The organism is Microbacterium sp. Root180 (assembly GCF_001428485.1).
Taxonomy (GTDB): Bacteria; Actinomycetota; Actinomycetes; order Actinomycetales; family Microbacteriaceae; genus Microbacterium.
Genome location: NZ_LMHS01000001.1, coordinates 510,367 through 535,475, shown reverse-complemented (window position 1 = coordinate 535,475; position 25,109 = coordinate 510,367). Strand labels below are relative to the sequence as shown.

The following is a 25,109-nucleotide window of genomic DNA, read 5'->3' as shown; positions in this document are numbered from 1 at the left end:
CTCGCGAACACGCCCCGACGCCTCTCGACGTGACTGCGGGGACCGCTCACCCGCAGGTGAGACCGTCCTCCGGCACGGTGCCGTCGAGCAGGTACCTCTCGACCGCGTCGTCGACGCAGTCGCTCCCCTTGTTGTAGCCGGTGTGGCCCTCGCCCTGACGGGTGATGAGCACGCCGGAGGACAGCTGCTCGGCGAGTGCCACCGACCACTCGTACGGCGTCGCCGGGTCGTTCGTGGTGCCGACGACGACGATGGGCGCGGCACCCTCGGCCGTGATCTCTCCGCGCTCACCGGTCGGGGGATACGGCCAGACCTCACAGGAATCGGGGCCGAACCAGTACGGTGCGACCGTCGGCGCCTCGGCCGCCAGGTGCTCCTTGGCCGCCGCGATGTCGGCCTCGGTGGCATCGACGGGGTAGTCCATGCAGTTGTACGCCCGGAACGCCTCGGTCTGGTTGCCGACGTAGCTGCCGTTCTCGCGGTTGTTGTAGAAGTCGGCGAGGAGGAACGCCGTCTCGGGGTCGCCCTGGAGGGCACCGTCGAGGGCCAGGGTGAGGTACTCCCAGCTCTCCTGCGAGTAGAGGGCCGCCACGATCGCCGTGAGGAGCGAATCCGCGCCCAGCTCACGCCCGTCGGCCGCCGGGAGCGGGTCGCGGTCCACCGACGCCAGCAGCGCCCCGAGGTCGGCCATCGCGTCGTCGACCGAGCCTCGGAAGGGGCACTCGCTGCTCTCGAGGCAGTCGGCCATGTACGCGCGCAGTGCCGACTCGAAGCCGATGCCCTGGGTCACGTTCATCTCGACGCCCGAGATCGCCGGGTCCACCGCGCCGTCGAGCACGAGGCGCCCGACCTTGTCGGGGTAGAGCTCGGCGTAGGTCGCACCGAGGAAGGTGCCGTACGAGTAGCCGAGGTAGTTCAGCGCGCTGTCGCCGAGCACCGCCCGCAGCAGATCGATGTCGCGCGCCGAGTTCGTCGTGGTGATGTACGGAAGGATGCCGTCGCTGTTCGCGTCGCAGGCCTCGGCGAAGGCCGCGTGCCGCTCGAGGAGCTCGTCGGACCAGGCATCCGTCCCGCGTTCGTTCTCGGGGATCTCGTACAGGTAGGCGTCCATGTCGGCGTCGTCGAAGCACGTGACGGCGGTCGACTCGCCCACGCCGCGAGGGTCGAAGCCGATGACGTCGAACTGCTCGCGCAGCGGCTCCCCCACGGCGAAGGTCAGCGAGTCGCGGATCAGCCCCACGCCGCTCACGCCCGGGCCGCCGGGGTTGGTGATGAGCGAGCCGATCGGGTCGCCGCCCGCGGCGCGGCTGCGGATCACCGACAGCTCGAGCTCGCCCTTCGAGGGATCCGCCCAGTCCAGGGGCGCCGTCACGGTCGTGCAGTCGAGGCCCTCGTCGCACGCGGTCCAGTCGAGCTCCTGCTCGTAGTACGGCAGCAGCTCCTCCGGCACGCCCGCGGTGTCGGGTGCGGGACTCGAGGTCGACACCGCCTCCTCCGGGATCATCGCGTAGAGGCACCCGCTCAGGGCGAGGGATGCCGCCGCAATCGCCGCCACGACGGCGACGACGCGATGGGCACGGCGACGGGGGGACGCTTTCACGGTGTCCTTCCGCTCGCGACAGTCACGAGCATGCTCTCGAGGGCGAGGGTGGGGGCGGCGTTGAGCTCGACGTTCTCGCGGGTGACCGCGATGCGGTCGACCACGGTGAGCGTGCGCTCCGGCGACCATGCGGCGGCGAGCGCGCGAAGATCGGGCTCGAGCTCGCGGTTGATGAGATCGGCGTCGCGGCCGAACTGGAGCATCAGCACGTCGCGGAACATCGACTCGAGGTCGGTCAGCACGCGATCGATCCCGTCGCGCAGGCTGCGCGTCGCGCGGCGCTTCTGATCGTCCTCGAGCGCCGAGAGCTGGGCTCGCACGGCCGGCGGCACGGCTCCGCCCTCGGGGATGCCGAGCGTGCGCAGCAGCGACGAGCGCTCGGCCTCGTCGCGCTCGGCGGTGAGCGCCTTGGCGTCGTCGGTGGCGGCCTGCACGATGCGCCCCGCGACGTCCACGGCGTCGCCGACACCGCGCACCCGCAGGACCGCACGGAGCATGGCGTCGCGGCGGGCGCGGGTCGCGGCATCCGTCGCCAGTCGCTGCGCCATGCCGATGTGGCGCTGGGCATGTCGGGCGGACTGCTCCGCGGTAGCCGCGTCGACGCCGGTGCGTTCGACGATGAGCCGGGCGACGTCGGCGATGCCGGGCTCGCGCAGCCGGAGGGTGCGCACGCGGGATCGGATCGTGGGCAGGAGGTCGGCGTCGCTCGGCGCGCACAGCACCCAGACGGTGCGCTCCGGGGGCTCTTCCAGGGCCTTGAGCAGAACGTTCGAGGTGCGCTCGGCCATGCGGTCCGCGTCTTCCATCACGATGACGCGGTAGCGGCCGAGTGACGGCGAGAAGTACGAGCGCTCGACGAGGGCACGGGCGTCCTTGATCGAGATGATCACGCCCTCGGTGCGCAGCGAGCTCAGGTCGGGGTGCGTCCCCGCCAGCACCTGCCGCATCGCATTCTCGTCGCCGGGCTCGGCGATGAGCGCGGCGGCGAAGGCGTAGGCGAGGGTCGAGCGACCCGACCCGGGCGGGCCCGTGATGAGCCACGCATGGGTGAGGGCGGCGGGATCGGATGCCGCGTCCTGCAGCGTCGCGACCGCCTCGTCCTGCCCCCAGACCTCGCCCCAGGGGACCTCGGCATGCACGGTCGTCGCCGCCGCGCCCGCCGTCGATTCCATGCCAGTCAGCCTAGTCGCGGCCACAGACGACCCCGGCTCAGCCGAGGAGCGCCTCGACCCGTCGTCGCACTGCCGCGGAGAGCTCCTCGGGCGGGAGCGTCGCGTCGAGCACGAGGAACCGCGCGGGCTCGGCGGCGGCGAGAGCGAGGAACTCTTCGCGCACCCGCACATGGAACGACTCGCGCTCGGCCTCGAGCCGGTCGAAGGGCTTGTCATCGGCGTCGAGCCGCCCCCGTGCGATCGAGGGGTCGAGGTCGAGGAGCACGGTGAGATCGGGCAGCAGGTCACCGGTAGCCCACAGCGACAGGCGCCGGACCTCGTCGGTTCCGAGCACGCGACCCGCACCCTGGTATGCGACCGAGGAGTCGAGGTAGCGGTCCTGGATCACGACCTCACCCCGCTCGAGCGCCGGGCGCACCACCGTCTCGACGTGGTGGGCGCGGTCCGCCGCGTACAGGAGTGCCTCGGCGCGCGCGGCGACCTCCCCGCGATGATGCAGGACGATGTCGCGGATGAGCCGCCCGACCTCGGTGCCGCCCGGCTCACGCGTGCGGACGACGCGGCGCCCGGCATCCGTCAGCCACTCCTCGAGCAGCGCGGACTGCGTCGTCTTGCCCGCGCCGTCGCCGCCCTCGAGCGTGATGAACAGCCCGGCGTCCGAGCCGGGCACGGTCGGGGCGGTCACTTCTTCGCCGGAGCCTTCTTCGCGGGGGCGCGCCGCGTGGCGCGCTTGGGCGCCGGACCCTTCGCGCGCTTGTCGGCGAGCAGCTGGACGGCACGCTCGTGGGTCACGTCGTCGACGCTCTCACCGCGTGGGATCGTCGCATTGGTCTCACCGTCGGTCACGTACGGTCCGAACCGACCGTCCTTGAGCTTGATCGGCTTGCCGCTGGTGGGGTCGTTCTCGAACTCCTTGAGCGCGCTGCTGGCCCCCCGCGCGCCGTACTTGGGCTGGGCGTACACGGCGAGGGCCTCGTCGAGGGTGATGTCGAAGAGCTGCTGCTCGCTCTGCAGCGTGCGGGAGTCCGTGCCCTTTTTGAGATACGGCCCGTATCGGCCGTTCTGCGCGGTGATCTCAGCGCCCGACTCGGGGTCGGCGCCGACGACGCGCGGCAGATCGAGCAGGCGCAGCGCCGTCTCGAGATCGATCGTGTCCACCGACATGGACTTGAACAGCGACGCGGTCCGCGGCTTGGGCGCGGTCTCCTTCTTCGCGCCGCGCTTCTTCGGCGCGGGCGTCGCCTCGACGATCTCGCCGGTCTCCTCGTCCACGTCCTCGGCGGCCGGCGGGTCGGCCTCCTGCACGTACGGCCCGAAACGGCCGTCCTTGACGACGACGAGCTTGCCGTTGGCGGGATTCTCACCGAGCACGCGGTCGCCCGCCACCGGCGCGTCGATGATCTCCTGCGCCTTCGCGGGGGTGAGCTCGTCGGGCGCGAGGTCCTCGGGGATGTTCACGCGACGCGGTTCGCCTTCGGGGTTCTCCCGATCGGGCACCTCGAGGTACGGGCCGTACTTGCCGAAGCGCAGGGTCGCGACGTCGCCGATGGGCGTGGAGTTGAGCGCTCGTGCGTCGATCTCTCCCAGGTTGTCGACGATGTTCCGCAGGCCGACCTGCCCTTCGGAGCCGAAGTAGAACTCCTTGAGCCAGTCCTCGCGCCGCTGCTCGCCACGGGCGATCGCGTCGAGGTCGTCCTCGAGCGCCGCCGTGAAGTCGTAGTCCACGAGGTCGGCGAAGTGCTCCTCGAGCAGACGCACGACACTGAACGCGAGCCAACTCGGGATCAGGGCCTGACCGCGCTTGGAGACATAGCCGCGGTTGAGGATCACATCGATGATGCTCGCGAAGGTGGACGGGCGTCCGATCCCCTTCTCCTCGAGCGCCTTGACGAGGCTCGCCTCGGTGTAGCGCGGCTTGGGGCTCGTCGCGTGCCCCTTGGGCTCGACCTCGGTGAGCCGCAGCGCGTCACCCACGGCGAGGACGGGCAGCGACTGGTCGTCGGCCCTGTCGGCGTCGCCGCGCTTCTCGTCCTTGCCCTCCTCATATGCGTCGAGGAAGCCCTTGAAGGTGTACACCGTGCCCGACGCCGTGAACTCGGCGCGCCTGCCGCCGGCCTCGGCCGTGAGCGTGACGGTCGTCGTCTCGTACTTCGCGTCCGACATCTGGCTGGCCATCGTGCGCTTCCAGATGAGGTCGTAGAGCCGCTGCTCGTCGCGGTCGAGCTCGCCGGAGACGGAGGCGGGCGTGCGGAACTCCTCACCCGAGGGCCGGATGGCCTCGTGCGCCTCCTGCGCGTTCTTGCTCTTGCTGGCGTACGTGCGCGGGTTGAGCGGAACCGCCTTCTCCCCGTACATCGCGACGGCCTGTGCGCGTGCAGCCTGGATCGCCTGCGTGCTCAGCGCCGTCGAATCGGTGCGCATATAGGTGATGAAGCCCTTCTCGTAGAGGCGCTGGGCGACGCTCATCGCGTGCTTGGCGCTCATCGAGAGCTTGCGGCCGGCCTCCTGCTGGAGGGTCGAGGTCGTGAACGGCGCGCGCGGGCTGCGGGTTCCGGGCTTCGATTCGACGGCGGAGACGGATGCCTCGCCCACGGCCTGGATCGCCTCGGCGAGCGACCGCGCCTCGGCCTCGTCGAGGACGAGCACGGCCTTCTTCAGGGAGCCGCTGTCGTCGAAGTCGGTGCCGCGGGCCAGCGGCGCACCGTCGACGCGGGCGAGGCGTGCGCCGAACGACTCGGAGGCCTTCACCGCGAGCGTCTCGATGTCCCAGTACGAGGCGGACACGAACGCCATCCGATCGCGCTCGCGCTCGACGACCATGCGGGTCGCGGCGGACTGCACGCGTCCGGCGGACGTTCCCTGCTGCACCTTGAACCACAGCACCGGGCTGACATCCCAGCCGTACAGCCGGTCGAGGATGCGGCGCGTCTCCTGCGCGTCGACCAGCGCGAGGTCGAGCTCACGCGTGTTGTCGACCGCGGCGCGGATCGCGTCCTGGGTGATCTCGTGGAACACCATCCGCTTGACGGGGACCTTGGGCTTCAGCGTCTGGAGAAGGTGCCACGCGATGGCCTCGCCCTCGCGGTCCTCATCGGTCGCGAGCAGGAGTTCGTCGGCTCCCTTCAGCGCGCGCTTGAGCTCGGCGACGGTCTTCCGACCGCGCTCGCTCTCGACGTAGTAGGGATCGAAGCCGTTCTCGATGTCGATGGAGTACTTGCCGTACGCCTGCTTCTTGTCGGCCGGAATGTCCTTCTTGTCCGCGAGATCGCGAATGTGCCCGACCGAACTCAGCACCTCGTAGCCGTCGCCGAGATACCCCTGGATCGACCTCATCTTCGTCGGGGACTCCACGATGACGAGCTTCTTGCCATCTGCCAAAGGGATGGTCCTTTCTTCGACGCAAACCATACACGCCATATTTCGGTGTGGCGTCTGTGAGACCTCCTCATGACGCCGGGCCCGCGCGTGCCTGCGCCGTCGCGGTGAGCGCGCCGAACCGGCCTGACACGGTCACCGTCGCGATCAGACCGTCCAGGTCGCAGACGGCGACGGCGACCCCGGATGCCGCGGCCACCTCGTCCGCGCGTTCGCACGGGACCCCGGTCACGGCGCCGGAGGCGGCGTCCGCCGCGGCCAGGGCCGCCGCATCCGCCGCGCCCGCGAGACGCTGCCCGAACACGGCCGCGGCGGACACCGAGGCCAGGCCGACGGTGAGTGCGGCCGCCGCTGCCATCACGCCCACGGTGACGACGGCGCCGGGCATCAGAGACCCCCGGCGAGCGCGCAGGCGCTGGCGCGAACCTCGATCCCGAGCACGGCCGGAGCCGACGCGGTGACGCAGACGAGATCCTCGCGTGCCTCGATCGCGCCGGTCGCCCCGGGCACTCCCCCCGCGATGGCCGCACGGACGCGGTCGTCCGATTCGCCCCGCGCCGCCAGTCGCGCGGCGTCGGATACCGCATCCTGCAGTCGCACGTGCCGCCCCCCGGCCGCCAGTGCACCCGCCCCCAGGAGCAGGACCAGGGCGACGGCGGGCAGCGCGACCGCGAACTCGGCGACGACCGAACCGCGATCGTCGCCGGATCGCGGCCGCATCAGGCCACCGTGAGCGCGCGGCGGACCAGGTCGGTGAGGATGCCGCGCACCTCGTCGGATCGCATGATGACGACGAGCATGCCGGCGAAGGCCACGGCCGCCATCGTCGCGATCGCGTACTCGGCGGTGGCGGCGCCGGTGTCGTCGGCGTTCGCGTCGGTGAACAGCCGCGCGGCGCGGCGGGCTGTGAGCGGGGGAAGGACGAAGCGGTGCATGTGCATCTCTTTTCTGTGTGCGGATGGGAACGGCGGGCACGGTCTGAGTCACCACGAGAACGACATCGTCCAGGCGACGCTGAGCATCATCGGCGCAACGCCGAGCAGGAGGAAGGCGGGCAAGGTGCACACGCCCAGCGGCAGGAGGAGTCGGGAGGAGAGCCGAGCGGCTCGCAGCCGCCCGTCGATGCGCGCACGATGGCGCGCGAGCGCGGCCGACGCCCGGAGCAGCTCGACCGCCGGCACCCCCGCAGAGCGTGAGAGGGACAGGATGCCGTCGGTCGAGGCATCCGGCTCGGAACCGCAGTTCCCAACGAGAGTCGTCGCGCGATCGATGGACACCCCGCCGCTGAGAGCGATCGCCAGCAGCTCGGCGCCGTGACCCGCGACACCGGATTCGGCGCGGGCGCGCCGGACGAGCGCCGCCGTCCACCATCGTGCCGCGACGATGAGCGCCGCACCCGCGCCGAGGCACACGAGGCCGAGCGGATGGCCGACGAGCGCGCCGAAGGTGTCGAATCCGAGCGCGGCGCCGAGCGCGACAGCGACCAAGGGCAGCCATCCCATGAGTCGCGCCGTCCCGGCGGGCTCTGCGAGCGCGACCCGCACGTCGTCGGCGGCTTCCTGTGCGTCGCGGAGCGCCGCGGCCAGCCCGCGCAGGCTCTCGGCCAACGGCGCACCCACCGTGGTCGCCACGCGCCACGCCGACCCGACATCGGACCACACGCGGGAGTCCGCGGCCGACTCGGCAGCGCCGCTGATCGCCGCGGCCAGCGGAGCACCGGCCTCCGTCGCCGCGACGACGCGGGCGGCCGCCGCATCGCCCGCGCTGGCGAGATACGCCCAGGCGCGCGTGGGAGCCACACCGGCCTGGAGGAGCACGGCGAGTCGCAGCACGGTCTCGGCAGCGGCCGAGGCACCGGGCCCTTTCTCGGACCGACCCAGCAGTCGGCGCATCAGAGCTCCTCGATCCCGAGGCAGCCACGCTCGTCGACGACGGGACGCCCCATCGCAGCGAGCCGCCGGGAGCCGTCAGGAGCGCGCTCGACGTGCAGCACGCAGCCGATCGCGCTGGCCACCTGCCGCGCGAGCGCACGATCATCGAGCCCCGCCAGCGCGCCGAGCGCCTCGAGACGCGCCGGCACGTCGTGCAGACCGTTCGCATGCACCGTGCCGGCCCCGCCGTCGTGACCGGTGTTGAGGGCGGAGAGGAGCTCCCGCACCTCGTCCCCGCGGCACTCCCCGACCACGAGACGATCGGGCCGCATGCGCAGGGCCTCGCGGACGAGCCGGGCGAGTCCGATGGCGCCCGCACCCTCGAGGTTCGGCTGCCGCGCCTCGAGTCGAACGTGGTGAGGATGGTCGATGCGGAGCTCGGCGACGTCTTCGATCGTGATGATGCGCTCATGCGGGGCCGCGCAGCCGAGCAGGCTCCCGAGCAGGGTCGTCTTCCCGGCGCCGGCCGCGCCCGACACGAGAATGTTCTCGCGTCGAGCGACGAGGTCCTCGAGCGTGCGTCGCATCACGTCGTCGAACGCGCCCGTCTGCTGCAGCGCGTCGAGGCTCGGCCGGTCGAGGCGCGGGACGCGGATCGAGATCGCCGTGCCCTCGGCCGACACCGGCGGCAGCACGGCATGCACGCGCATGCCGCCGTCCAGGCGCACGTCGACCGCGGGGCTCGCATCCTCAATACCAAGTTTTAGACATATTGCTGACCTGGGCTTTTCTGAAAGCTGGGCGATTTCGGCTCGCTTGCCTCCCACGCGTCACTGCTGCCCCGCTCACAGCATCGCTGGGCGTGTGGCACCTGTGAGGCACAGCCCCGGACGCGGATGCGTCTGGCGGCCGCCGGCTGAAACGTGCCACAACGCGAAGCGGGCGGAGATGTCCTAGGACACACCCCCGCCCGCGTGGGCGCTAGCCCTCGTTGGCTAGCTGAATTCTCCGTTCCCCAGTTGCTTCCACGTTCCGCAGAAGCGGCATCCGTATCCGACCACTGCCCGGTGCTCCTCGTCGTTCGGGCAGGCTATTTCCGATTCGAATGTGCAGTTCTCTGCCATCAGTCGTCCGTTCGTTGTGGACAGGTACGTGATGGGGGAACTACCCACCTCAACGGTAGGGCTGGGCTCCGACATTCGCGGGCTTCTCGCTGTCGGCGAAAACGCCGAGATGGCCGGGGGTTATGCGCTACGCCGGGCAGTTGCAAACGGCGCGATCTCCTCACTCAACGGCGAGAGATCGACGTGATCCCACGCCGTCGCGTTCGGCTGCACACCGCGCAGCACCGCCCAGCCGACCACGCCGAAGTCCGGGGCGGCGGTCTCCCACCGAGGGCCGAAGTTCGCCCCGAGGTAGTCCAGGATGCTCGCGCGCATCGCGGACTGACCCACGCCCCCGGCGGCGTCGATCGCCTTGTCGCATCGAGGGCAAACCGCGCCCTCGATGGGCTCCGGGGTGGGCCTGCCGCCGATCGCCTGTGCGTCGGCTTCCATCGCGGTCCATGCGTGCGAGGCCAGCGACGGCAGCACGTCGACCGTGCCGACGCCACACAGCATGCAGCCCGAGGGGCGGCCGTCGTAGTCCGTCAGCGCCACCGGCTTGGGCCGCTCCGTCCGCTCGCGGAACTCCTCGACGCGCACCCGGTGCAGGGCCACGTGCTCGGCCGTTCCGAGGTGGCTCCACCGGGATGACGACGCCGGGGTGTCGAACACCCGCTGCCCGCCAGCCCGGCGCGCGTGGCTCGACCACCAGGCGCCGCCACCCGCCGCAGCGTACTTGTCGATCAGGCGCATGATCGCGCGTCCCGTCTTCGTGTGCTCGTCGATCACGCGGTGATCCGTCACCCCGAGGGCGTCCAGCGCGCTCAGGGCGAGCTCGAGGCGGTACAGCGCGATCTCCGGCGAGCCGATCGCGCGCTTGACGTCGGGGTTCGCTCGCAGCATGTCGACCGCGCTCTCGCGGATCCGCCAGCACTGATCGCAGCGCGTGACCTGCGCGTCGAGGCTGTCGGACACGTGCCTGAACCCGTTCTCGAACCCGACCTTCACCGCGCGAAGTGGGACCTCCAGGACCTCGACGCGCTCGGGGTAGATCGCAGACACCGCGACGCCGCAGGCCGCACAGGGCAGCGCCCGGCCGCGCAGCCGGGTCCAGGGCTGGTACTCGTCTTCAATCACAGCGGCATCGTCTCCCAGTCGTCTCCGAACAGGTGGCGTGCCACCCGATCGATCTCCGAAGCACTCGGCCCCGTGGCCGGTGCGGTGGCGGGTGCACGATCCAGAGGACGCGCCGCGAAGAAGTCACGGCGTCGCGCAGCTTCGGCGATGGGCGCGTGACTCGCCGGGACGATCGTCGGCGGCGTGCGGCGGCCCATCACTTCTCCCGAGGGGACCAGTCGTCGCGACGGCTGTCCTCGACAGCGTCCGAGTTGTTGGACGACGAGTCGGCCAGCATCTGCCGCGGGTTGTCAAAGACCTTCGTGCGCCCCGCTCCCGGGTTGATCGTGCCGCGCTTGTCGTTGGTGCTCATGGCCTTACCTCCTGTCCTGCTGCCCGGGCGATCCGGGCGGTGACGCGGGCTCGCGCCCGGGACTCGTTCGAGGCTCGACGTTCGGCTCGCTGCGCCTCGCGCTCACGCTTCGCGATCGCCTGGCGCTTCTCGTCGCGCTCGTTGCGGCTGTCGACCTCGGCGTGGTGGCGCTCGATGCAGACGAACCCCTGAGGGTGCTCCTCCGAGGGCGGGTAGCAGGCCACGCCGGCCAGCGCGTGCTCATGCCCTCGCGCCGGGCATCGGACCTCCAGACACCGGCTCAGCATCCGGACTTCCGCTGCCCTCTCGGCCAGCCAGTTGCCGTCGCCGCTCATCGCTTCGGCTCCCGTGGTGTGAATGTCAGCTCGTCGCCGTTGATCGCGGTCAGCGACCACATTCCGGCGCGCCACTGCGCCAGCAGCTCGATCTGCTCGGGGTCGGTGGACTGAGCGAGCCACTGCATCTTCTCGCGCACGACGCTCAGAGGGATCTGACGGTTGAAGGCTCGGGACTCAGCCCGTACCCGGGCATGCTCCTCGCGGCTGAATGCCTGGGCGGTCATCCCTGTCGACCTCCTCGCGGCTGCACTCGACGCGCAGGAGGCTCGGGATAGCCCGCGCGCCGCGCGACCTCCCGCCGCTGCTCGTCGAGCGCAGCCAGTCGCTCGTTCTCCGCTTCGCGAATCTCGCTGATCATGTCGCCGAGTTCGTCTCTCATCGCGTTGCCGCCCTTCGGATGACGCGCTCGGCGCACGCCTCGATGCGGGAGCCGCAGACGCCGCGCGCGGTGCGGAAGCACGGCTCATCGATCGCGGCCTGATGGACGTCGCACTCGACAGACAGGATGGTCGGCACGACGGCGGTTCGCTTGACGCGCAGCCGAACGAGGGCCGGGGGCGGTCCCTCATCCCGAGGGTCGCGGACGTCGGTCGAGTGGGCGGGAGTGGCGGTGGGCGACATGGGCAGGGCTTTCGGCTCATGCCCGGCCCATGGTCCAGCGGCGACTCTGGGACGCGACGTCCCTGTGGCGTCAACCGTACTACGCCACCTCGCGACGTGATACCCCCAAGGGGTATTGTTGTCGTACCACACTGCCAACTCTGGCGTGCTACGACAACCGAGGAGCAGGGATGACCCAGCAGTCAATGACCGCGCGCACAACGAACTTCGACGCGCGCACCGACGCCTTCAGCGCGAACCCCGTCGTCGCTGGCGTCGCCTCGACCCGCGCCATGCAGAACGACCTCACGCCCCGCCAGCAGCAGATCCGCGACAACGGCCGTCGCCGTGTCGATGCCCTCCTCGCCACCGGCCTCTACGGGCCGGTCCACGCCTGAGCGCTCCGCGCCGCGCCCACAGTGACCGGTGCCTCTTGCATTGCCTGCCTGCCGCCCTGTTACGTAGTAACAGAGGGCGGCAAGGCAAGGCGATGCAGAGGCACTAGGGCACCGTGGGACGGCGCTTGCGGAGCTTGACCCCGGCATAGACCGCGCTCTGCGGCGGGCACCCCGGCAACTCCTTCACCCTTGCCCACGTGGCCTTCTCCCCGAGGGCGTCCGGCACCTCCCGAGAATCGAGCCACTCAGCCGTCTCCTCGGGCGTCAGCGTCGGCTTAGACGGCTTCGCCTCGACCTTCCTCGGCTGCGCGCCAAGGAGTTCGAGACTGACCGCACGCTGAAACTCACTCCAGAGCATCCGGCGCCCGCCGTAGACGATCTCCTCGCTCGCGCCGGCCCCCGCGTGGCTCGCCGCCTCGTCATAGCGCTCCGTCCACCAGCGAGCATTGGCGATCTTCCACCGGCGTCGGATCTCGCGCAGCAGCAATGCCACCGGGGAGGTGTCGTTGCGGAGCGTCCACACGCCATCGATGTACCCATCACTGATATCGAACGGCGCGTGGTCCGGGTCGTGCCGGTCACTGTCCTCACCCGCCTCGCACCGCGGGCACATCAGGAGCCATCGCGCGATGACGTCCGAGCCACACAGCGTGCACGGCGAGTCGGGATCGAGCGACCACCAGCCGACGCTCTCGATGATGATCTGGACCCTTGCGCGGTCGCGGCGGTCCTCGGTGCGATGACCGTGCGGGCACTGGAACTGCACCGCGAACGGCAGCTTCTTCGGATAGCCGCCCTTCGCGCTCGTCACCCACCGAGTTCCGTGCTCGGCGCGTACACCGGCGGCGACCAGCGCCGCGATCCACATCGAGACTGCGGTCTCCTCGGTGAGTGGTTCATCGAGGCGGCGCAGCATCGCCCCGAGGTCGTACAGCGCGTCGCTGACGGCCTCCTCGGCGCTCTCCACATTGCTCATGTCCCGACCCCCCTCCCGGCCATGTGCTCGTTCAGCTCAGCCAGAGCCGCGCGGCACTGATCCACGACGTCTTCACGCATCGCCACCTCCTCGGGGAGCGGCGGCGCAGGCTCCACGACCTTTGCGCGTCCCGCGCACTGCACGGTGCAGTACAGGCCCACCGCGCCGCTCCACGGGCGAAACTCGCGCGAGCACATCCGGCAGACCGCCACAGGCCGGTCTCGGTTGGGGTGGTTGGGGTGGCGGATCGGCGCCAGCGCGAACTCATCGGCGATCATGATGGCACCGCCTCGGGCTTGGGTGCGAGGCTGAGCAGCGCCGCGATGCGGCGGCACTGGTCGTCCGAGAGCGGCCCGAGAGCGGCGGCCGCCTCCGCGGGGCTCACAGCTCGCTCCCCTCGGGAACGACGATCGCGACGACGCGGCCCCGTGCGCCACGACGGCGGCCGTCGCGCATCTTCGGGGCGTGCACCTTGAACGCGCGGTCGACCTCATCGATGTCGAACAGGATCGGCCCGGCGCCGTCGACGCGGAACGCGCGGATGAAGCCACGCGACAACCAGTTCTCGACGGTGGCGGGGTGGACCATGAAGTGCCGAGCGGTGTCGGCGGTGGTGCGCAGGCGCTTACCGTCTGCGGTGTCGATGGACATGCGAAAAGCCCCCTGTGGGTGCTGTTCGACGTACCGACCTCGCTGTGCCGCAACCGGCCGGTCCGTCTATCTCATGCACCGCAGGAGGCTCGTTGAGTCTCTGCATCTGCGCCCACCGGAGGGGCGCTCGATCCGTCCATTTCGCTTCCGCCTGGTGCGCAGGCTTCTCGCTCTTACTTCGACCCCGGGGAGTGCTCCGACGGCTGGCTCTGGGGCTTCGCTCGGCACCCTCGGCGGGGTGCCTCGCTGGTATCTATCTTACCGTTTCCTGCGACTTCTGGCCGGTTCCGAAACCTGCCATATCCGGCGTTCTCCGCCGTTCTGACGGCCTGGGCCTGCTTGCCGTTACCGAGAGCTGCCGAACGCCGAAGAACCCCGGATATGCCAGATTTTCGGTACCGGCTTAGGCCGCGCGACTCGCTCCAATCACAACCCGCGTTGGCTACTTGCGAGCGCCGATACGATGATCCGCGTGGTACGCCCGTTCCGCACCCGAGACGAGCCCGCACTCAGCGGCAGCGACTTCGTGGTGCGCGGCGGGCCGCTGGATCGCGACGCGACCGAGCGGACCTTCAACCGGTGCGTTGAGGTCCACGGCGTGCCAGCGATCTCGGTCGCGGCGGCCGCCGGCCTCGATCCAGAGCAGATAATTGAGGAGTCGAAGATTCTGCGGAATCTCTTCTCCGAGTATCTGTGGTGCCACGTGAGTGATCTTTGGAACGGGAATTACTCGCTCCTGGCTACGAACGCTCGGCCACATTATTCATTGATTCTTCCCGGCGATCTTGATAACGATACGTGGGAGGATCTGGCGGAGAGATTTCGCCCGCTCTAGGCTTTGCCGCTAGGGAGAACATCATGAGGTTTTCAGTCGACTTTCAAGCGATGGACGAGCACGACGAGCTCACCATCACCTTCAACGACCTCCTGGACGGGCCGTCAGCGGTCCTCGTCGGCAACCGAGTCATCCTCGATGATCTCGAAGGCAACCAGGCCGAGGGGCTGGTGAAGGACATCGAGGATGACCTAATCGACGTGGTTGTCGACCTCGCGACGTGGCGCTCGAACAGGGAAGAGCGCCTCTCGGGCTGGTCACACGCCTCGTTCACCTCGCGCGTGCCTCAACTGGCGTAGTGCGGGGGTTCGTGATCCTCTGCGATTTCGCGGAGGCAATCAACGGCAAGCTTTACATCCAGGGTGGTGGATGGAGCCGCCTGACGGCTCTCCCCGGCCTGCCGGTCACGCTGACGCTCGCTGGCCAGATCCTGCTCCCATGGGACGATGCCAACCGGCGCCGCAGCCTCGTCATCCAGCTCTTCAACGAAGACGGACAAGAGGTGTACGCAGGCGATCCTGCGCAGCCAGTCGAGGTGCGCGGCGAGTTCGAGGTCGGGCGCCCGCCAGGGATCACCCCGGGTTCCGAACTGGACTTCCCCTTCGCCACGAGGTTCGAAGGGGTTCCCCTCGTGCCAGGTCGCTACAAGTTCATCGTCACGGCGGGCGTCGAGCGAATCGGCGAAGCCGTCTTCGAGGTAATCACTCAGGCGTAACCACGTCTTGCGGTTACCCGGGCCGAGGATCAATCGTCCTTCATGTCCGACAGCACCTCGAAGGGTGACTCGACCTCTCCCTGCCAGGCCTCGATCCCCTCGCGGATCGCCAGGGCGGCAACCAATAGTGCCGCCACAGAGTCAGCCCACCACCAGCCGAGCAAGGTGTTGAGGATCAGACCAAAGAAGACGGCGCCCGAGAGGTAGACGCACAGGATCAACTGCTTCGCGTCGGCGATCACGCTCTTAGAGCCAAGCTCGCGGCCGGTGCGAACCTCGAACCACGCGAGCACCGGCATCACGATCAGGCTCAGCGCCGTGATCGCGAGGCCCAGCGGACTATGCTCCGGGGCCTCCTGCGAGATGAGGCTTAGGACTGCATCAACGGTCACATACGCGGCGAGCGAGAAGAACGCCAGTCCGATCGCGCGGACCGTCGCCTTCTCCCAACGCTCCGGGTCCTTGCGCGTGAACTGCCACGCCACGGCGGCGGCCGAGAGAACCTCCACGACCGAGTCGAGTCCGAAGCCGATTAGGGCAGCTGACGAAGCGAGCGATCCGGCGGTGATCGCCACGATCGCTTCCAGGACGTTGTAGGCGATCGTAAAGGTGACGATGAAACGCACGCGGCGGTGGAGACGTTCGCGACGCTCAGCACTGAGCGTGGTCATTCCGCGACCTCGCAGCAACCGGGAACAGAGCACGAGGGGTCCAGGCACGGCGCGTTCTCGTCGACGGCGAGAGTCACGTCAACCAGGGCGGTGAGCGCTGCCGCTAGGTGCGGGTCGGCGATCTCGTAGCGCGTCTGACGACCTTCGGGCTCAGCGACCACGATTCCGCAGTCGCGCAGGCACGTTAGATGGTTGGAGACATTGGGGCGCGTCAGATCGAGGCTCCGGGAGATCACAGCGGGATAGCTCGGACCGTCGAGCAGCATCATGAGAATCCGGGACCGCGTGGGGTCGGCCATAGCTCGGCCGAGGCGGTTCATCACGTCGAGGCGTGTGGCAATGGTCAGCACACGCTGACTATACAGCAGCCGCTGAACAGTACGGGATCAGGCAGCCGGACTCAGCACCAGGCGCTCCGGGGTCCACTTCGTCCCCCTCCGCGCCTGAGGCACGACCTCGACGCGCAGCGCCGATGCCAGCACCGCCCGCTGCACGTCGATGGGAGCGGCCAGGAACGCCGCTCCGGGGTCTGCGGCGCGCAGCACCGAGGAGGACGCCGACTGCCGGAGCGCCTTCGCGAGCCGGGCGTCTACCGCCTCCAACTCGGCATTGACCGCCGCCGTCGCCCGCTGCAACTGCGCGCCCGTGATCGTCCCGAGGGCGTAGTCCCGCTCGAAGTTCTCGAGTCGGAGTGTCAGCCGCGTCCGCTCCTCGCGGTCCGCGGCGAGCGTGGCGTCCGCGTTCGGATTCATCGCGGCCACCACCCGCGGGTCGCGGACCAGATCGGCCACGACCTGCCGCACGTATTCGTCCGTCTGGTCCTGCCGAGAGGTCAGGTGCGCGCTCGCAGGGCAGCGGTACAGGTATCGCCGCGTGTACGGCTTCGCGCGGGTGCCGCCGTGCGGCGCCACCCTCAGCGGCGTGCCGCAGCGGATCGGCTCGCCGTGCTCATCGAGCTCGCCGGTCGGCACGCCGCACCGGTAGATGCCGCTGCCCAGCCACTTGGTCTCGCGCTTCTGGCCGGTCATCCGGCTCGGGTCCACGATCATCGCGACCAGGGCGCGCCACTTCTCCTCGGGGACGATGGCCGGCCATTGGGCCTTGCCGATCTCCTCGTATGCGCGCGTGCTGTTGCTCGTGCTGGCGCTGCGGTTCGGGAGCCCGGAGGCGAGGATGCCCGCGTTGCGCGGCCGGATCAGCATGTCCCGCAGGTTGTTGTAGTTCACCGGCTTCCCGGTGGTGCCCGTCACCCCTCGGGCGGCGAGCTCGCGCGCGACCGAGGTCATCGTGCGGCCCGCGAGGATCGCGTCTGTCGCCTCGCGGACGATCGCCGCCTCGCTCTCGCGCACGGTCACGCCGTCCTTCTCGTACCCGAACGGCCGAGGGCCGCCGCGGTACTGCCCGGACTGCGCGGCCTGCTCCTTCTGCCGCTTGATCCGGTCCTTCATGTTGTCGACCTCGCCGCGGGCTGCCGCGCCGAGCATGCGCGCCACCATCTTCCCCGAGGAGGTCGACAGGTTCAGATCACCGGCCTTCACAGTGTGGATCTGCACCCCGGTCTTCTCTACCAGGTCGATGAACTCCTCCAACTCGACCATGCGACGGTGCAGCCGGTCGGTGTGCCAGGCGACGATGCCCCGCACCTCCCCCGCCCGCACCGCTTCGAGCATCGCTCGGTACTGCGGCCTCGGTGCCCCGCTCGCGGCCGAGATGTCGTTGTCGATGAACACCGCCACGACATCCCAGTCCAGGCGCGCGGCGAGGAGGCGGCAGTCCGCCTCCTGGCGCTCTACGCCCAGGCTCGCGCCCTCCCGGTCGCGGCTGATCCGGGCGTAGATCGCGGCTGGGATGGGGGCCGGTGTGCTCGTCTTGCTCATATGTCTATTTTATGGTTTTGCATCGTCGATATGACGTCCGCCGAGCGCGATGAGCGCGACGGCGAGGTCGCGCACGTCGTCCTCGTCGGCGTGCCAGCCCGGCTCGGGGACCGGGCCCATTCCGCGATCCACGAAGAGTCCCGTGGACCCGTTGACGAAGACGTCGGTCACCGCGGGATCGTCGAGGTACCCCGCCAGCGCATCGAGCGATGGGTGACGGGGCCGCCGTCTCAGAGGCGGAGACGCCGGCAGCGGCATCCATCCCCCACCCGGGGATCCCGACGTCGGCGCCGACCCGACGGGTCCGGGCACCACCACGACATCGGGACCAGGCGGCGGCGCCGCATCACGGGGTTGGACGACGAACGGCTCGGGCATTCTCCGACGCTAGGAACGAGCGGCGCCGGCAATCGTCCGGATGGGAACGATGGCGCGAACCGGACAGCCGAGCGGTCCTGTGGAGGAGAGTCCGACACGAGGGACCGGGAAAAAAATAGGGCGGCATCCCATGGGGGGAATGGGATGCCGCCACGCGCGACACCACAGTTCGGGGGGTGATTCGGGTGCCGCAATGCCAGAATCGATGTTCGGCCGCTGGACAGCATATGCGAGGAAAGGGTCCGTGCAAAACAGTTGATGAGAACGTTCTCACCGATATATCTCCCGCGTCCGGCAATGACCGCCGCTCCCCACTATCGGGGGTGGTGACCTCCCGCGCCGCTGGCTACATTGCAGTCAGACTCGGCCGACATCGCGGCCGCCGGATCTTGCGCGGCGCAGCCGTGCACCGAGATCTCCACCCAGTCCGCAAAGGAGCGCGCTCAATGAGCAGCCAGATCGACCACCTGCTGAACGAGGACCGGCGGTTCGCGCCGACCGAGGAGTTCGCCGCGAACGCCATCGCCACCGCCGCTCTCTACGACGGCGCCGCGGCCGACCGGGAGGGCTTCTGGGCCGAGCAGGCGCGCGAGCTGCACTGGCACACCCCGTTCACGCAGACACTCGACTGGTCGAATCCGCCGTTCGCGAAATGGTTCGCCGACGGCGAGCTCAACGTCGCCTACAACTGCCTCGACCGCCACGTCGAGGCAGGCGACGGCGACCGCGTCGCCCTGCTGTGGGAAGGCGAGCCGGGCGACGAGCGCCGGGTGACATATGCGGAACTGACAGACGAGGTGAAGCGACTCGCGAACGTGCTGCAAGGGCTGGGCATCGGAGCCGGCGACCGCGTCGCGATCTACCTGCCGATGATCCCGGAGGCGGTCGCCGCAATGCTCGCCGTGGCGCGCATCGGGGCGATCCACTCGGTGGTCTTCGGCGGCTTCTCCGCCGACAGCCTGCGCGCCCGCATCGACGACGCCGGCGCGCGGGTCGTGATCACCGCCGACGGCGGCTACCGCAAGGGCAAGGTGTCGCCGCTGAAGCCGGCCGTCGATCTGGCGCTCGCCGACCGCAACGGCTCGGGCCCGCAGGAGACCGTCGAGCACGTGATCGTCGTCAAGCGCGGCGGGAACGAGGTCGACTGGCACGAAGGCCGCGACCTGTGGTGGCACGATGTCGTGCCGCAGGCCTCCGCGGACCACGAGGCCCAGGCGTTCCCCGCCGAGAACCCGCTGTTCATCCTCTATACGTCGGGCACCACCGGAAAGCCCAAGGGCATCCTCCACACGTCGGGCGGCTATCTCACGCAGGCCGCGTTCACGAACAAGGTCGTGCACGACATCCACCCCGAGACCGACGTGTTCTGGTGCACCGCCGACATCGGCTGGATCACCGGGCACAGCTACGTCGTCTACGGCCCGCTCGCGAACGGGGCGACACAGGTGATCTACGAGGGCACGCCGGATGCCCCGCACCCGGGCCGCTGGTGGGAGATCGTCGAGAAGTACGGCGTCACCATCCTGTACACGGCCCCCACGGCGATCCGGTCGTTCATGAAGATCGGCCGCGCCGTGCCGCAGAAGTTCGACCTGTCGTCCCTGCGGCTGCTCGGATCGGTGGGCGAGCCCATCAACCCCGAGGCGTGGATGTGGTACCGCAAGATCATCGGCGGCAAGACCGCGCCGATCGTGGATACGTGGTGGCAGACCGAGACCGGGGCGATCATGGTGTCCGCGCTGCCGGGGGTCACCGAGACCAAGCCGGGGTCGGCGCAGGTGCCGGTTCCCGGGGTGTCCGTGGACGTGGTCGACGAGGACGGATCGCACGTCGGCAACGGCAACGGCGGCCTCCTCGTGATCACCGAGCCGTGGCCGTCGATGCTGCGCGGCATCTGGGGAGACCCGGAGCGCTTCGTGGAGACGTACTGGGAGAAGTTCCAGAAGCAGGGCTACTACTTCGCCGGTGACGGCGCGCGCCTGGACGACGATGGCGACGTGTGGCTGCTGGGCCGCGTCGACGACGTCATGAACGTCTCGGGCCACCGCCTGTCGACGACCGAGATCGAGTCCGCGCTCGTCGGCAACGAGGCCGTGGCCGAAGCCGCCGTCGTCGGCGCCTCCGACGAGACGACCGGCCAGGCGGTCGTGGCGTTCGTCATCGTGAAGCAGTCCTACCTCGACGAGCACTCCGCCGAGGGACTCGCCCAGTCGCTGCGCGGCTGGGTCGGCGAGCAGATCGGCCCGATCGCCCGTCCCCGCGACGTGTACATCGTGGGCGAACTGCCCAAGACGCGCTCCGGCAAGATCATGCGGCGCCTGCTGCGGGACGTGGCCGAGGGGCGCGAGGTCGGCGACACGACGACGCTCGCCGACACGGCAGTGATGAGCGTGATCTCGGCGCAGGTGAAGTAGCGGCGAAGACGACGGATGCCCCGGCACGTGCTGTGCCGGGGCATCCGTCATGCGCTTCTAGGCGAAGGAGAAGACGACCTCGACCTCGACGGGCGAATCCAGTGGCAGCACGGGGACGCCGACGGCGGATCGCGCATGCCTGCCGGCATCGCCGAAGACCTCGCCGAGCACTTCGCTGGCGCCGTTGATGACACCGGGCTGCCCGGTGAACTCGGGAACGGATGCCACGAACCCGACGACCTTGATCACGCCGGTGAGCCGGTCGACACCGCCCACAGCGGCCGCAGCGGCGGCGATGGCGTTGAGCGCGCACTGACGGGCATAGGTCTTCGCGTCGGATGCCGGCACCAGGCCGTCGCCCTCCCCGACCTTGCCGGTGGCCGGCAGTGCGCCGGAGACCATCGGCAGCTGCCCCGCCGTGAACACGAGGTCACCGTGCGCCTTCGCGGGGACATACGCGGCGACCGGCGGGACGACCTCGGGAAGATCGATGCCGAGCTCGGCGAGCCGCTGCGTGACGGTCATGCGCCGCCCTCCTCGAACTGCTTCGCCGCCTGCGCCGCGGCACCCAGTCCCGCGTTCGCCTCGCCGCCGCCGCTGGGACGCTTGAGGTAGGCGACCAGCCCGCCCTCGGGACCCGGCACGACCTGCACGAGCTCCCAGCCCTGCTTGCCCCAGTTATTGAGGATCGCGGCGGTGTTGTGGATCAGAAGGGGCGTGGTGAGATACTCCCACGTCGTCATCGCGGCTCCTTGAGTCGGCGAACGGAATCGGGCTTGAGGATGGCTGGGAAACACCCGGTGGGCGCACGTCCGTCAGGGAATCGCCCAGGTAGGTCCCTTACGATCAAGCCTATGCCTGATACCAATCGATCGGCTAGCGGTGTGCTCGGCGGACTCGCCGGCCTCGTAGGCCTCAGCGCTGTCGCCGGCGTCCTCGTCGCGGCGACTGTCACTCCCGCGATCGCGCTCTCCGGCGCCGCGGCCACCAGCGCGATCACGATGTTCGACAACCTTCCGAGCGTCCTCGACATCGACAAGCTCATGCTGCCGACCACGCTGTGGGTGAAGACCGACCCCACGAAGGACGACTACGTCGTCATGACGCAGTTCTACGACCAGAACCGCTCGCCGGTCGACTACAACGAGGTCAACCCCCTCATGTACGACGCGATCCTCTCCAGCGAGGACCCGCGCTACTACCAGCACGGCGGCGTCGACCTGATCGGCACGACGCGTGCGGTGCTGTCGAACCTGCAGGGCGGCGGCGAGACCCAGGGTGGCTCGACCATCAGCCAGCAGTACGTCAAGAACATCCTCGTGCAGCGCTGCGAGGCGGACGCCAAGACCGAGTACGAGACCGACGAGAACGGCGCGGTCGTGCTCGACGAGAACGGCCAGCCGGTCGTCGCCGTCTCGCTCGAGCAGGCGAAGCTCGACTGCTGGACGCAGGCGACCACCGCGGTGGGCGACGAGGGCATTCAGCGCAAGCTCCAGGAGATGCGCTACGCGATCGCCCTCGAGAAGAAGTACGACAAGGAGACGATCCTTCTCGGCTACCTCAACATCGCCAACTTCGGCGGCACCACGTACGGCATCGATGCTGCGGCACGGTATTACTTCGGCGTCGCGGCGAAGGATCTCACGCTCGGCCAGGCGGCGACGCTGGCCGGCATCGTGCAGAACCCCAACACCTACAAGATCGACAAGCCCAAGGGCTCGATCGTCGACGGCGACGGCGTCGGATACAACAAGGCACCCGACGGGCTCATCGACGACGTCAACCCGAAGCAGATCGCCGCGCTGACCTCGAAGCTCGAGGCGGGCGAGATCACGCAGGAGCAGTACCTGGCAGCCGCCGACGGCTACAGCTCCACCAAGGGCCGCCAGCTCTACGTCCTCAGCCGCATGCTCGACGACGGGAAGATCACGCAGGAGCAGTACGACGCCGCGGTGATCGAGCCGATCGTTCCCAAGATCACGTCGCCGAAGGTGGGCTGCGCCGCCGCGACGGGTCTCGAGTACTTCTGCCAGTACGTGCGGTACGTCATCGAGCGCGATCCCGCGTTCGGCGCGACCCAAGAGGAGCGCACCCAGAGCCTCCGCCGCGGCGGTCTGAACGTGTACACGACCCTCGACATGCGTCTCCAGAAAGAGGCGCAGACCACGATGAACACGCTGGCTCCGTCATCGGTTCCCGGGGGCTACTTCGGCGCGACGTCGATCAGTCTCGAGGCATCGACCGGCCGCATCCTGGCCGTGGCGCAGAACACGAAGTTCAGCGAGTCGATCACCGACGACCCGAACTACTCATCGATCGTGTACGCCGGCGACCTGCAGTTCGGCGGTTCCCGCGGCTTCAGCGCAGGCTCGACGTTCAAGCTCTTCACCCTCATCGACTGGCTCGAGAAGGGACACTCGGTCAACGAGGTCGTCAACGGACGCAACCGCATCATCAAGGAGTTCCCGGACTCCTGCTACAACGGCGGCACGTACTACAACGCGAACTGGAACCCGAAGAACTTCAAGAACCAGTCGGGCTACGTCGGCACGCCGATGCAGTTCACCCGCGACTCGCTCAACACCGGATTCCTCGCCATGGCCTCTGATCTCGACCTGTGCGACATCGGCAAGGCCGCGACGCGCATGGGCGTCGAACTCGGCACCGGCGAACCCATCGTGATGACGGGTCCGAACAAGGTCATCGGCGACGATGCCATCTCGCCGCTCGCGATGGCCTCCGCCTACGCGACGGTCGCGAACAAGGGCATCCAATGCCAGCCGCAGGCGATCGACCGGGTGACCGACTCCGACGGCAACGAGATCGCCAAGCCGGACCGCAAGTGCAGCCAGGTCATCGATCCGGCCGTCGCGGCCACGGCAGCCTATGCCTTCCAGGGTGTGATGGCTCCCGGCGGAAGCGCATACCCCGGCAACCCGTTCGACGGCACCCAGGTGATGGGAAAGACCGGTACGCACGAGGAGACCCACACCTGGATCATCGAGTCCAGCACCAAGGTCACCACCGCCGTCTGGACCGGAAACGTCCAGGGCGAGATCTCGCTGTACGACAAGTACTGGACCGGCAGCTACGAGCCGCTGAGCCGCATCCGCTTCCAGATGGCCCGGCAGCTCCAGCATCTCGCCAACCAGCTCTACCCGGCGGGCGGCTTCCCCGGGCCCGACAGCAACCTCTCGCGCCAGGTGTACACCGACCTGCCCAACGTGGTCGGCAAGTCGATGGACGAAGCCAAGGCGATCCTGCGGGACGCCGGCTTCGAGGTGACGGACGGCGCCCCCGTGGACTCCGACATGCAGAAGGGACTCGTCGCCACGCAGAGCCCCGGCGCGGGAAGGGTCGCGGGCGGCACCGTGGTCACGATCAGTCCGAGCAACGGTCAGGGTCTGACCGTCCCGGACGTCTCGGGGCGCAAGCTCGACCGCGCCATCGCCGAACTGCGCCAGGCCGGATTCGGCGATGTGCTTCCCGGGGCGTGTACGCAGCGCGACGACGCCGATCCCCAGGGTGACGCAACGGGAACAAAGCCGGCCGCCGGTACGGTGACCAACCGCAACACCGCCATCACCGTGGACTACGCCGCATCCGACTGCGGCGGCGGCAACGGCGGCGGCGGCGACGACTAGTGCCGCATAGCGCATCCCGCACCGCCCTCACCACCCTCGGCGTGGTGGGGGCGGTCGGCGCGGGAGCGGCGGTGTGGGGCATCGGCATCGAGCGGTATCTCTTCACGATCCGCTGGCACGAGCTCGCTCTCCTGCCCGCGGGCTCGCGCCCGCTGCGGATCCTGCACCTGTCCGACGCCCACATGGCGCCGTGGCAGAACCGGAAGCAGCGGTGGATCGCCGCACTCGCGGACCTCGAGCCGGACCTCGTGGTCAACACCGGCGACAACATGGGGCATCCCGACGGCCTGCGAGGCCTGCGGGCCGCGTTCGACCCGCTGCGCGGCATCCCGGGCTTCTTCGTGCACGGGTCCAACGACCACGTCGCGCCCTCGCCGCGGAACCCCTTCAAGTACTTCGTCGGGCCGTCCCGCAAGTCGGCACAGCACCGCGCGGAGCCGCTCGACACTCAGGCGCTCGACGGGTATCTGACGGACGAGCTCGGCTGGATCGACCTCAACAACGCGGTCGGGTCGGTGGATGCCGCCGGCACGCGTATCGAGGCGTTCGGCGTCAGCGACGCCCATCGCGAGTGGGATCGCCTCGACGTGCTCCCCGGCCTGCTGGACGGCATGCGCTCCGACTCCGAGCGCGCGCTGACGATCGGTGTCACGCACGCGCCCTATCGCCGCGTGCTGGACGAGTTCACAGACCTGGGCGCCGAGGCGATCTTCGCAGGACACACCCACGGCGGCCAGGTGCGCATCCCGGGTTCGCCCGCCGCGCTGGTCGCGAACTGCGACATCCCGCTGCGTCAGGCCCGCGGCCTCAGCACCTGGTCCCACGAGCGACGGCGCATCCCGCTCAACGTGAGCGCCGGGCTCGGCCACTCGATCTACGCTCCGGTGCGGTTCGCATGCCGGCCCGAGGCGTCGCTGCTCACCCTCACCTCTCGTCCCTGAGGCCGAAGCCCCCACCCGGTTCGGTGCACGGCTTCAGATCGGTTAGACTCGGAGGGTTGCA

General features: G+C 69.3%; 29 protein-coding genes. 7 read left to right on the top strand and 22 right to left on the bottom strand.

The genetic code is table 11. The features are described 5' to 3' along the window. Nucleotides 1–46: 46 nt before the first annotated feature. The 13 genes from ASD93_RS02520 to ASD93_RS02460 form a co-directional block, all read right to left on the bottom strand. Entirely contained in the window at nucleotides 47–1,600 is a 1,554-nt protein-coding gene (locus ASD93_RS02520; RefSeq protein WP_056118227.1) for an alpha/beta hydrolase, read from the bottom strand. Further along, nucleotides 1,597–2,772 carry a DNA polymerase III subunit delta' gene (locus ASD93_RS02515; protein ID WP_056118225.1) on the bottom strand — a complete coding sequence of 392 codons (1,176 nt, stop codon included), beginning with the start codon at nucleotides 2,770–2,772 and terminating at the stop codon, nucleotides 1,597–1,599. The genes ASD93_RS02520 and ASD93_RS02515 overlap by 4 nt, the downstream gene beginning before the upstream one ends. A gap of 37 nt (nucleotides 2,773–2,809) precedes the next feature. Further along, nucleotides 2,810–3,457 carry a dTMP kinase gene (gene tmk, locus ASD93_RS02510; RefSeq protein WP_235566857.1) on the bottom strand — a complete coding sequence of 216 codons (648 nt, stop codon included), beginning with the start codon at nucleotides 3,455–3,457 and terminating at the stop codon, nucleotides 2,810–2,812. Then, on the bottom strand, nucleotides 3,454–6,150 hold the full coding sequence (gene topA, locus ASD93_RS02505) for a type I DNA topoisomerase (protein WP_056118224.1): 2,697 nt from the start codon (nucleotides 6,148–6,150) through the stop codon (nucleotides 3,454–3,456). The genes tmk and topA overlap by 4 nt, the downstream gene beginning before the upstream one ends. A 67-nt stretch (nucleotides 6,151–6,217) precedes the next feature. Beyond that, nucleotides 6,218–6,535 carry an Rv3654c family TadE-like protein gene (locus ASD93_RS02500; protein ID WP_056118222.1) on the bottom strand — a complete coding sequence of 106 codons (318 nt, stop codon included), beginning with the start codon at nucleotides 6,533–6,535 and terminating at the stop codon, nucleotides 6,218–6,220. Continuing rightward, complete coding sequence (locus ASD93_RS02495) at nucleotides 6,535–6,867, bottom strand: TadE family type IV pilus minor pilin (RefSeq protein ID WP_056118220.1); 333 nt, start codon at nucleotides 6,865–6,867, stop codon at nucleotides 6,535–6,537. Before ASD93_RS02495 ends, ASD93_RS02500 begins: the two co-directional genes overlap by 1 nt. Then, complete coding sequence (locus tag ASD93_RS02490) at nucleotides 6,867–7,082, bottom strand: DUF4244 domain-containing protein (protein ID WP_056119129.1); 216 nt, start codon at nucleotides 7,080–7,082, stop codon at nucleotides 6,867–6,869. The genes ASD93_RS02495 and ASD93_RS02490 overlap by 1 nt, the downstream gene beginning before the upstream one ends. 48 nt (nucleotides 7,083–7,130) lie before the next feature. Further along, a complete protein-coding gene (locus tag ASD93_RS02485) occupies nucleotides 7,131–8,039 on the bottom strand; it encodes a type II secretion system F family protein (RefSeq protein ID WP_056118218.1) in 909 nt (302 codons plus the stop codon). Beyond that, a complete protein-coding gene (locus ASD93_RS02480) occupies nucleotides 8,039–8,845 on the bottom strand; it encodes a CpaF family protein (RefSeq protein WP_082569120.1) in 807 nt (268 codons plus the stop codon). The genes ASD93_RS02485 and ASD93_RS02480 overlap by 1 nt, the downstream gene beginning before the upstream one ends. A gap of 417 nt (nucleotides 8,846–9,262) precedes the next feature. Then, nucleotides 9,263–10,258 (bottom strand): hypothetical protein, encoded by a 996-nt coding sequence (locus ASD93_RS02475; protein WP_056118216.1) that lies wholly within the window; start codon nucleotides 10,256–10,258, stop codon nucleotides 9,263–9,265. A gap of 196 nt (nucleotides 10,259–10,454) precedes the next feature. Continuing rightward, nucleotides 10,455–10,610, bottom strand: a complete 156-nt coding sequence (locus tag ASD93_RS15845; protein ID WP_157536844.1) for a hypothetical protein — start codon at nucleotides 10,608–10,610, stop codon at nucleotides 10,455–10,457. Further along, nucleotides 10,607–10,945 carry a hypothetical protein gene (locus tag ASD93_RS02465; RefSeq protein ID WP_056118213.1) on the bottom strand — a complete coding sequence of 113 codons (339 nt, stop codon included), beginning with the start codon at nucleotides 10,943–10,945 and terminating at the stop codon, nucleotides 10,607–10,609. Before ASD93_RS02465 ends, ASD93_RS15845 begins: the two co-directional genes overlap by 4 nt. Continuing rightward, on the bottom strand, nucleotides 10,942–11,172 hold the full coding sequence (locus ASD93_RS02460) for a hypothetical protein (protein ID WP_056118211.1): 231 nt from the start codon (nucleotides 11,170–11,172) through the stop codon (nucleotides 10,942–10,944). Before ASD93_RS02460 ends, ASD93_RS02465 begins: the two co-directional genes overlap by 4 nt. A 567-nt stretch (nucleotides 11,173–11,739) precedes the next feature. On the opposite strand from ASD93_RS02460, the gene ASD93_RS02450 reads away from it, so the two are divergent. After that, complete coding sequence (locus ASD93_RS02450; protein ID WP_157536843.1) at nucleotides 11,740–11,946, top strand: hypothetical protein; 207 nt, start codon at nucleotides 11,740–11,742, stop codon at nucleotides 11,944–11,946. Nucleotides 11,947–12,049: 103 nt separating this feature from the next. On the opposite strand, the gene ASD93_RS02445 is transcribed toward ASD93_RS02450, so the two are convergent. The 3 genes from ASD93_RS02445 to ASD93_RS02435 all read right to left on the bottom strand — a co-directional run bounded on the left by ASD93_RS02445 (nucleotide 12,050) and on the right by ASD93_RS02435 (nucleotide 13,573). Continuing rightward, nucleotides 12,050–12,913 (bottom strand): hypothetical protein, encoded by an 864-nt coding sequence (locus ASD93_RS02445; RefSeq protein ID WP_157536842.1) that lies wholly within the window; start codon nucleotides 12,911–12,913, stop codon nucleotides 12,050–12,052. Between the two features lie 5 nt (nucleotides 12,914–12,918). Further along, a complete protein-coding gene (locus ASD93_RS02440; RefSeq protein ID WP_056118203.1) occupies nucleotides 12,919–13,200 on the bottom strand; it encodes a hypothetical protein in 282 nt (93 codons plus the stop codon). Between the two features lie 103 nt (nucleotides 13,201–13,303). Then, a complete protein-coding gene (locus ASD93_RS02435) occupies nucleotides 13,304–13,573 on the bottom strand; it encodes a helix-turn-helix domain-containing protein (protein ID WP_056118201.1) in 270 nt (89 codons plus the stop codon). A gap of 472 nt (nucleotides 13,574–14,045) precedes the next feature. Here ASD93_RS02435 and ASD93_RS02430 point away from each other — a divergent pair, with 472 nt between their 5' ends. The 3 genes from ASD93_RS02430 to ASD93_RS02420 are packed head-to-tail and all read left to right on the top strand — an operon-like array spanning nucleotide 14,046 to nucleotide 15,123. Continuing rightward, nucleotides 14,046–14,408 (top strand): hypothetical protein, encoded by a 363-nt coding sequence (locus tag ASD93_RS02430; RefSeq protein ID WP_056118200.1) that lies wholly within the window; start codon nucleotides 14,046–14,048, stop codon nucleotides 14,406–14,408. A 50-nt stretch (nucleotides 14,409–14,458) separates the two neighbouring features. After that, a complete protein-coding gene (locus ASD93_RS02425) occupies nucleotides 14,459–14,707 on the top strand; it encodes a hypothetical protein (protein ID WP_056118198.1) in 249 nt (82 codons plus the stop codon). Continuing rightward, on the top strand, nucleotides 14,707–15,123 hold the full coding sequence (locus tag ASD93_RS02420; RefSeq protein ID WP_056118196.1) for a DUF6941 family protein: 417 nt from the start codon (nucleotides 14,707–14,709) through the stop codon (nucleotides 15,121–15,123). The genes ASD93_RS02425 and ASD93_RS02420 overlap by 1 nt, the downstream gene beginning before the upstream one ends. A gap of 29 nt (nucleotides 15,124–15,152) precedes the next feature. On the opposite strand, the gene ASD93_RS02415 is transcribed toward ASD93_RS02420, so the two are convergent. The 4 genes from ASD93_RS02415 to ASD93_RS15840 are packed head-to-tail and all read right to left on the bottom strand — an operon-like array spanning nucleotide 15,153 to nucleotide 17,842. Continuing rightward, nucleotides 15,153–15,794, bottom strand: coding sequence for a cation transporter (locus ASD93_RS02415; protein WP_056118194.1), 642 nt, complete (start codon nucleotides 15,792–15,794; stop codon nucleotides 15,153–15,155). Further along, on the bottom strand, nucleotides 15,791–16,144 hold the full coding sequence (cmtR, locus tag ASD93_RS02410; protein WP_056118192.1) for a Cd(II)/Pb(II)-sensing metalloregulatory transcriptional regulator CmtR: 354 nt from the start codon (nucleotides 16,142–16,144) through the stop codon (nucleotides 15,791–15,793). Before cmtR ends, ASD93_RS02415 begins: the two co-directional genes overlap by 4 nt. 36 nt (nucleotides 16,145–16,180) lie before the next feature. Continuing rightward, the gene (locus tag ASD93_RS02405; protein ID WP_056118190.1) at nucleotides 16,181–17,671 is read right to left on the bottom strand and encodes a recombinase family protein; all 1,491 of its coding nucleotides are present in this window, start codon (nucleotides 17,669–17,671) and stop codon (nucleotides 16,181–16,183) included. 9 nt (nucleotides 17,672–17,680) lie between these two features. Then, nucleotides 17,681–17,842 carry a hypothetical protein gene (locus ASD93_RS15840; RefSeq protein ID WP_200950568.1) on the bottom strand — a complete coding sequence of 54 codons (162 nt, stop codon included), beginning with the start codon at nucleotides 17,840–17,842 and terminating at the stop codon, nucleotides 17,681–17,683. Nucleotides 17,843–18,495: 653 nt separating this feature from the next. Between ASD93_RS15840 and acs the strand changes: the two genes are divergently transcribed. Next, nucleotides 18,496–20,463, top strand: coding sequence for an acetate--CoA ligase (gene acs / locus ASD93_RS02400; RefSeq protein ID WP_056118189.1), 1,968 nt, complete (start codon nucleotides 18,496–18,498; stop codon nucleotides 20,461–20,463). A 57-nt stretch (nucleotides 20,464–20,520) separates the two neighbouring features. Here acs and ASD93_RS02395 read toward each other — a convergent pair whose 3' ends face one another. Next, nucleotides 20,521–20,988, bottom strand: coding sequence for a RidA family protein (locus tag ASD93_RS02395; RefSeq protein WP_056118186.1), 468 nt, complete (start codon nucleotides 20,986–20,988; stop codon nucleotides 20,521–20,523). Beyond that, nucleotides 20,985–21,206: a hypothetical protein gene (locus tag ASD93_RS02390; protein ID WP_056118184.1), complete on the bottom strand. Its 222-nt coding sequence runs from the start codon at nucleotides 21,204–21,206 to the stop codon at nucleotides 20,985–20,987. The genes ASD93_RS02395 and ASD93_RS02390 overlap by 4 nt, the downstream gene beginning before the upstream one ends. Nucleotides 21,207–21,317: 111 nt before the next feature. Here ASD93_RS02390 and ASD93_RS02385 point away from each other — a divergent pair, with 111 nt between their 5' ends. Both ASD93_RS02385 and ASD93_RS02380 read left to right on the top strand, forming a co-directional pair. Continuing rightward, the gene (locus tag ASD93_RS02385) at nucleotides 21,318–24,107 is read left to right on the top strand and encodes a transglycosylase domain-containing protein (protein ID WP_056118182.1); all 2,790 of its coding nucleotides are present in this window, start codon (nucleotides 21,318–21,320) and stop codon (nucleotides 24,105–24,107) included. Further along, nucleotides 24,107–25,048, top strand: coding sequence for a metallophosphoesterase (locus ASD93_RS02380; protein ID WP_056118181.1), 942 nt, complete (start codon nucleotides 24,107–24,109; stop codon nucleotides 25,046–25,048). The genes ASD93_RS02385 and ASD93_RS02380 overlap by 1 nt, the downstream gene beginning before the upstream one ends. Nucleotides 25,049–25,109 lie beyond the last annotated feature (61 nt).

Bases quoted from the DNA above. Each gene is read 5' to 3' on its own strand.
- ASD93_RS02515 (WP_056118225.1), bottom strand. From the start codon at position 2,772: ATGGAATCGACGGCGGGCGCGGCGGCGACGACCGTGCATGCCGAGGTC.
- ASD93_RS02500 (WP_056118222.1), bottom strand. From the start codon at position 6,535: ATGCCCGGCGCCGTCGTCACCGTGGGCGTGATGGCAGCGGCGGCCGCA.
- ASD93_RS02495 (WP_056118220.1), bottom strand. From the start codon at position 6,867: ATGCGGCCGCGATCCGGCGACGATCGCGGTTCGGTCGTCGCCGAGTTC.
- ASD93_RS02490 (WP_056119129.1), bottom strand. From the start codon at position 7,082: ATGCACCGCTTCGTCCTTCCCCCGCTCACAGCCCGCCGCGCCGCGCGG.
- ASD93_RS02485 (WP_056118218.1), bottom strand. From the start codon at position 8,039: ATGCGCCGACTGCTGGGTCGGTCCGAGAAAGGGCCCGGTGCCTCGGCC.
- ASD93_RS15845 (WP_157536844.1), bottom strand. From the start codon at position 10,610: ATGAGCACCAACGACAAGCGCGGCACGATCAACCCGGGAGCGGGGCGC.
- ASD93_RS02465 (WP_056118213.1), bottom strand. From the start codon at position 10,945: ATGAGCGGCGACGGCAACTGGCTGGCCGAGAGGGCAGCGGAAGTCCGG.
- ASD93_RS02460 (WP_056118211.1), bottom strand. From the start codon at position 11,172: ATGACCGCCCAGGCATTCAGCCGCGAGGAGCATGCCCGGGTACGGGCT.
- ASD93_RS02450 (WP_157536843.1), top strand. From the start codon at position 11,740: ATGACCCAGCAGTCAATGACCGCGCGCACAACGAACTTCGACGCGCGC.
- ASD93_RS02440 (WP_056118203.1), bottom strand. From the start codon at position 13,200: ATGATCGCCGATGAGTTCGCGCTGGCGCCGATCCGCCACCCCAACCAC.
- ASD93_RS02435 (WP_056118201.1), bottom strand. From the start codon at position 13,573: ATGTCCATCGACACCGCAGACGGTAAGCGCCTGCGCACCACCGCCGAC.
- ASD93_RS02425 (WP_056118198.1), top strand. From the start codon at position 14,459: ATGGACGAGCACGACGAGCTCACCATCACCTTCAACGACCTCCTGGAC.
- ASD93_RS02415 (WP_056118194.1), bottom strand. From the start codon at position 15,794: ATGACCACGCTCAGTGCTGAGCGTCGCGAACGTCTCCACCGCCGCGTG.
- ASD93_RS02405 (WP_056118190.1), bottom strand. From the start codon at position 17,671: ATGAGCAAGACGAGCACACCGGCCCCCATCCCAGCCGCGATCTACGCC.
- acs (WP_056118189.1), top strand. From the start codon at position 18,496: ATGAGCAGCCAGATCGACCACCTGCTGAACGAGGACCGGCGGTTCGCG.
- ASD93_RS02395 (WP_056118186.1), bottom strand. From the start codon at position 20,988: ATGACCGTCACGCAGCGGCTCGCCGAGCTCGGCATCGATCTTCCCGAG.
- ASD93_RS02390 (WP_056118184.1), bottom strand. From the start codon at position 21,206: ATGACGACGTGGGAGTATCTCACCACGCCCCTTCTGATCCACAACACC.
- ASD93_RS02385 (WP_056118182.1), top strand. From the start codon at position 21,318: ATGCCTGATACCAATCGATCGGCTAGCGGTGTGCTCGGCGGACTCGCC.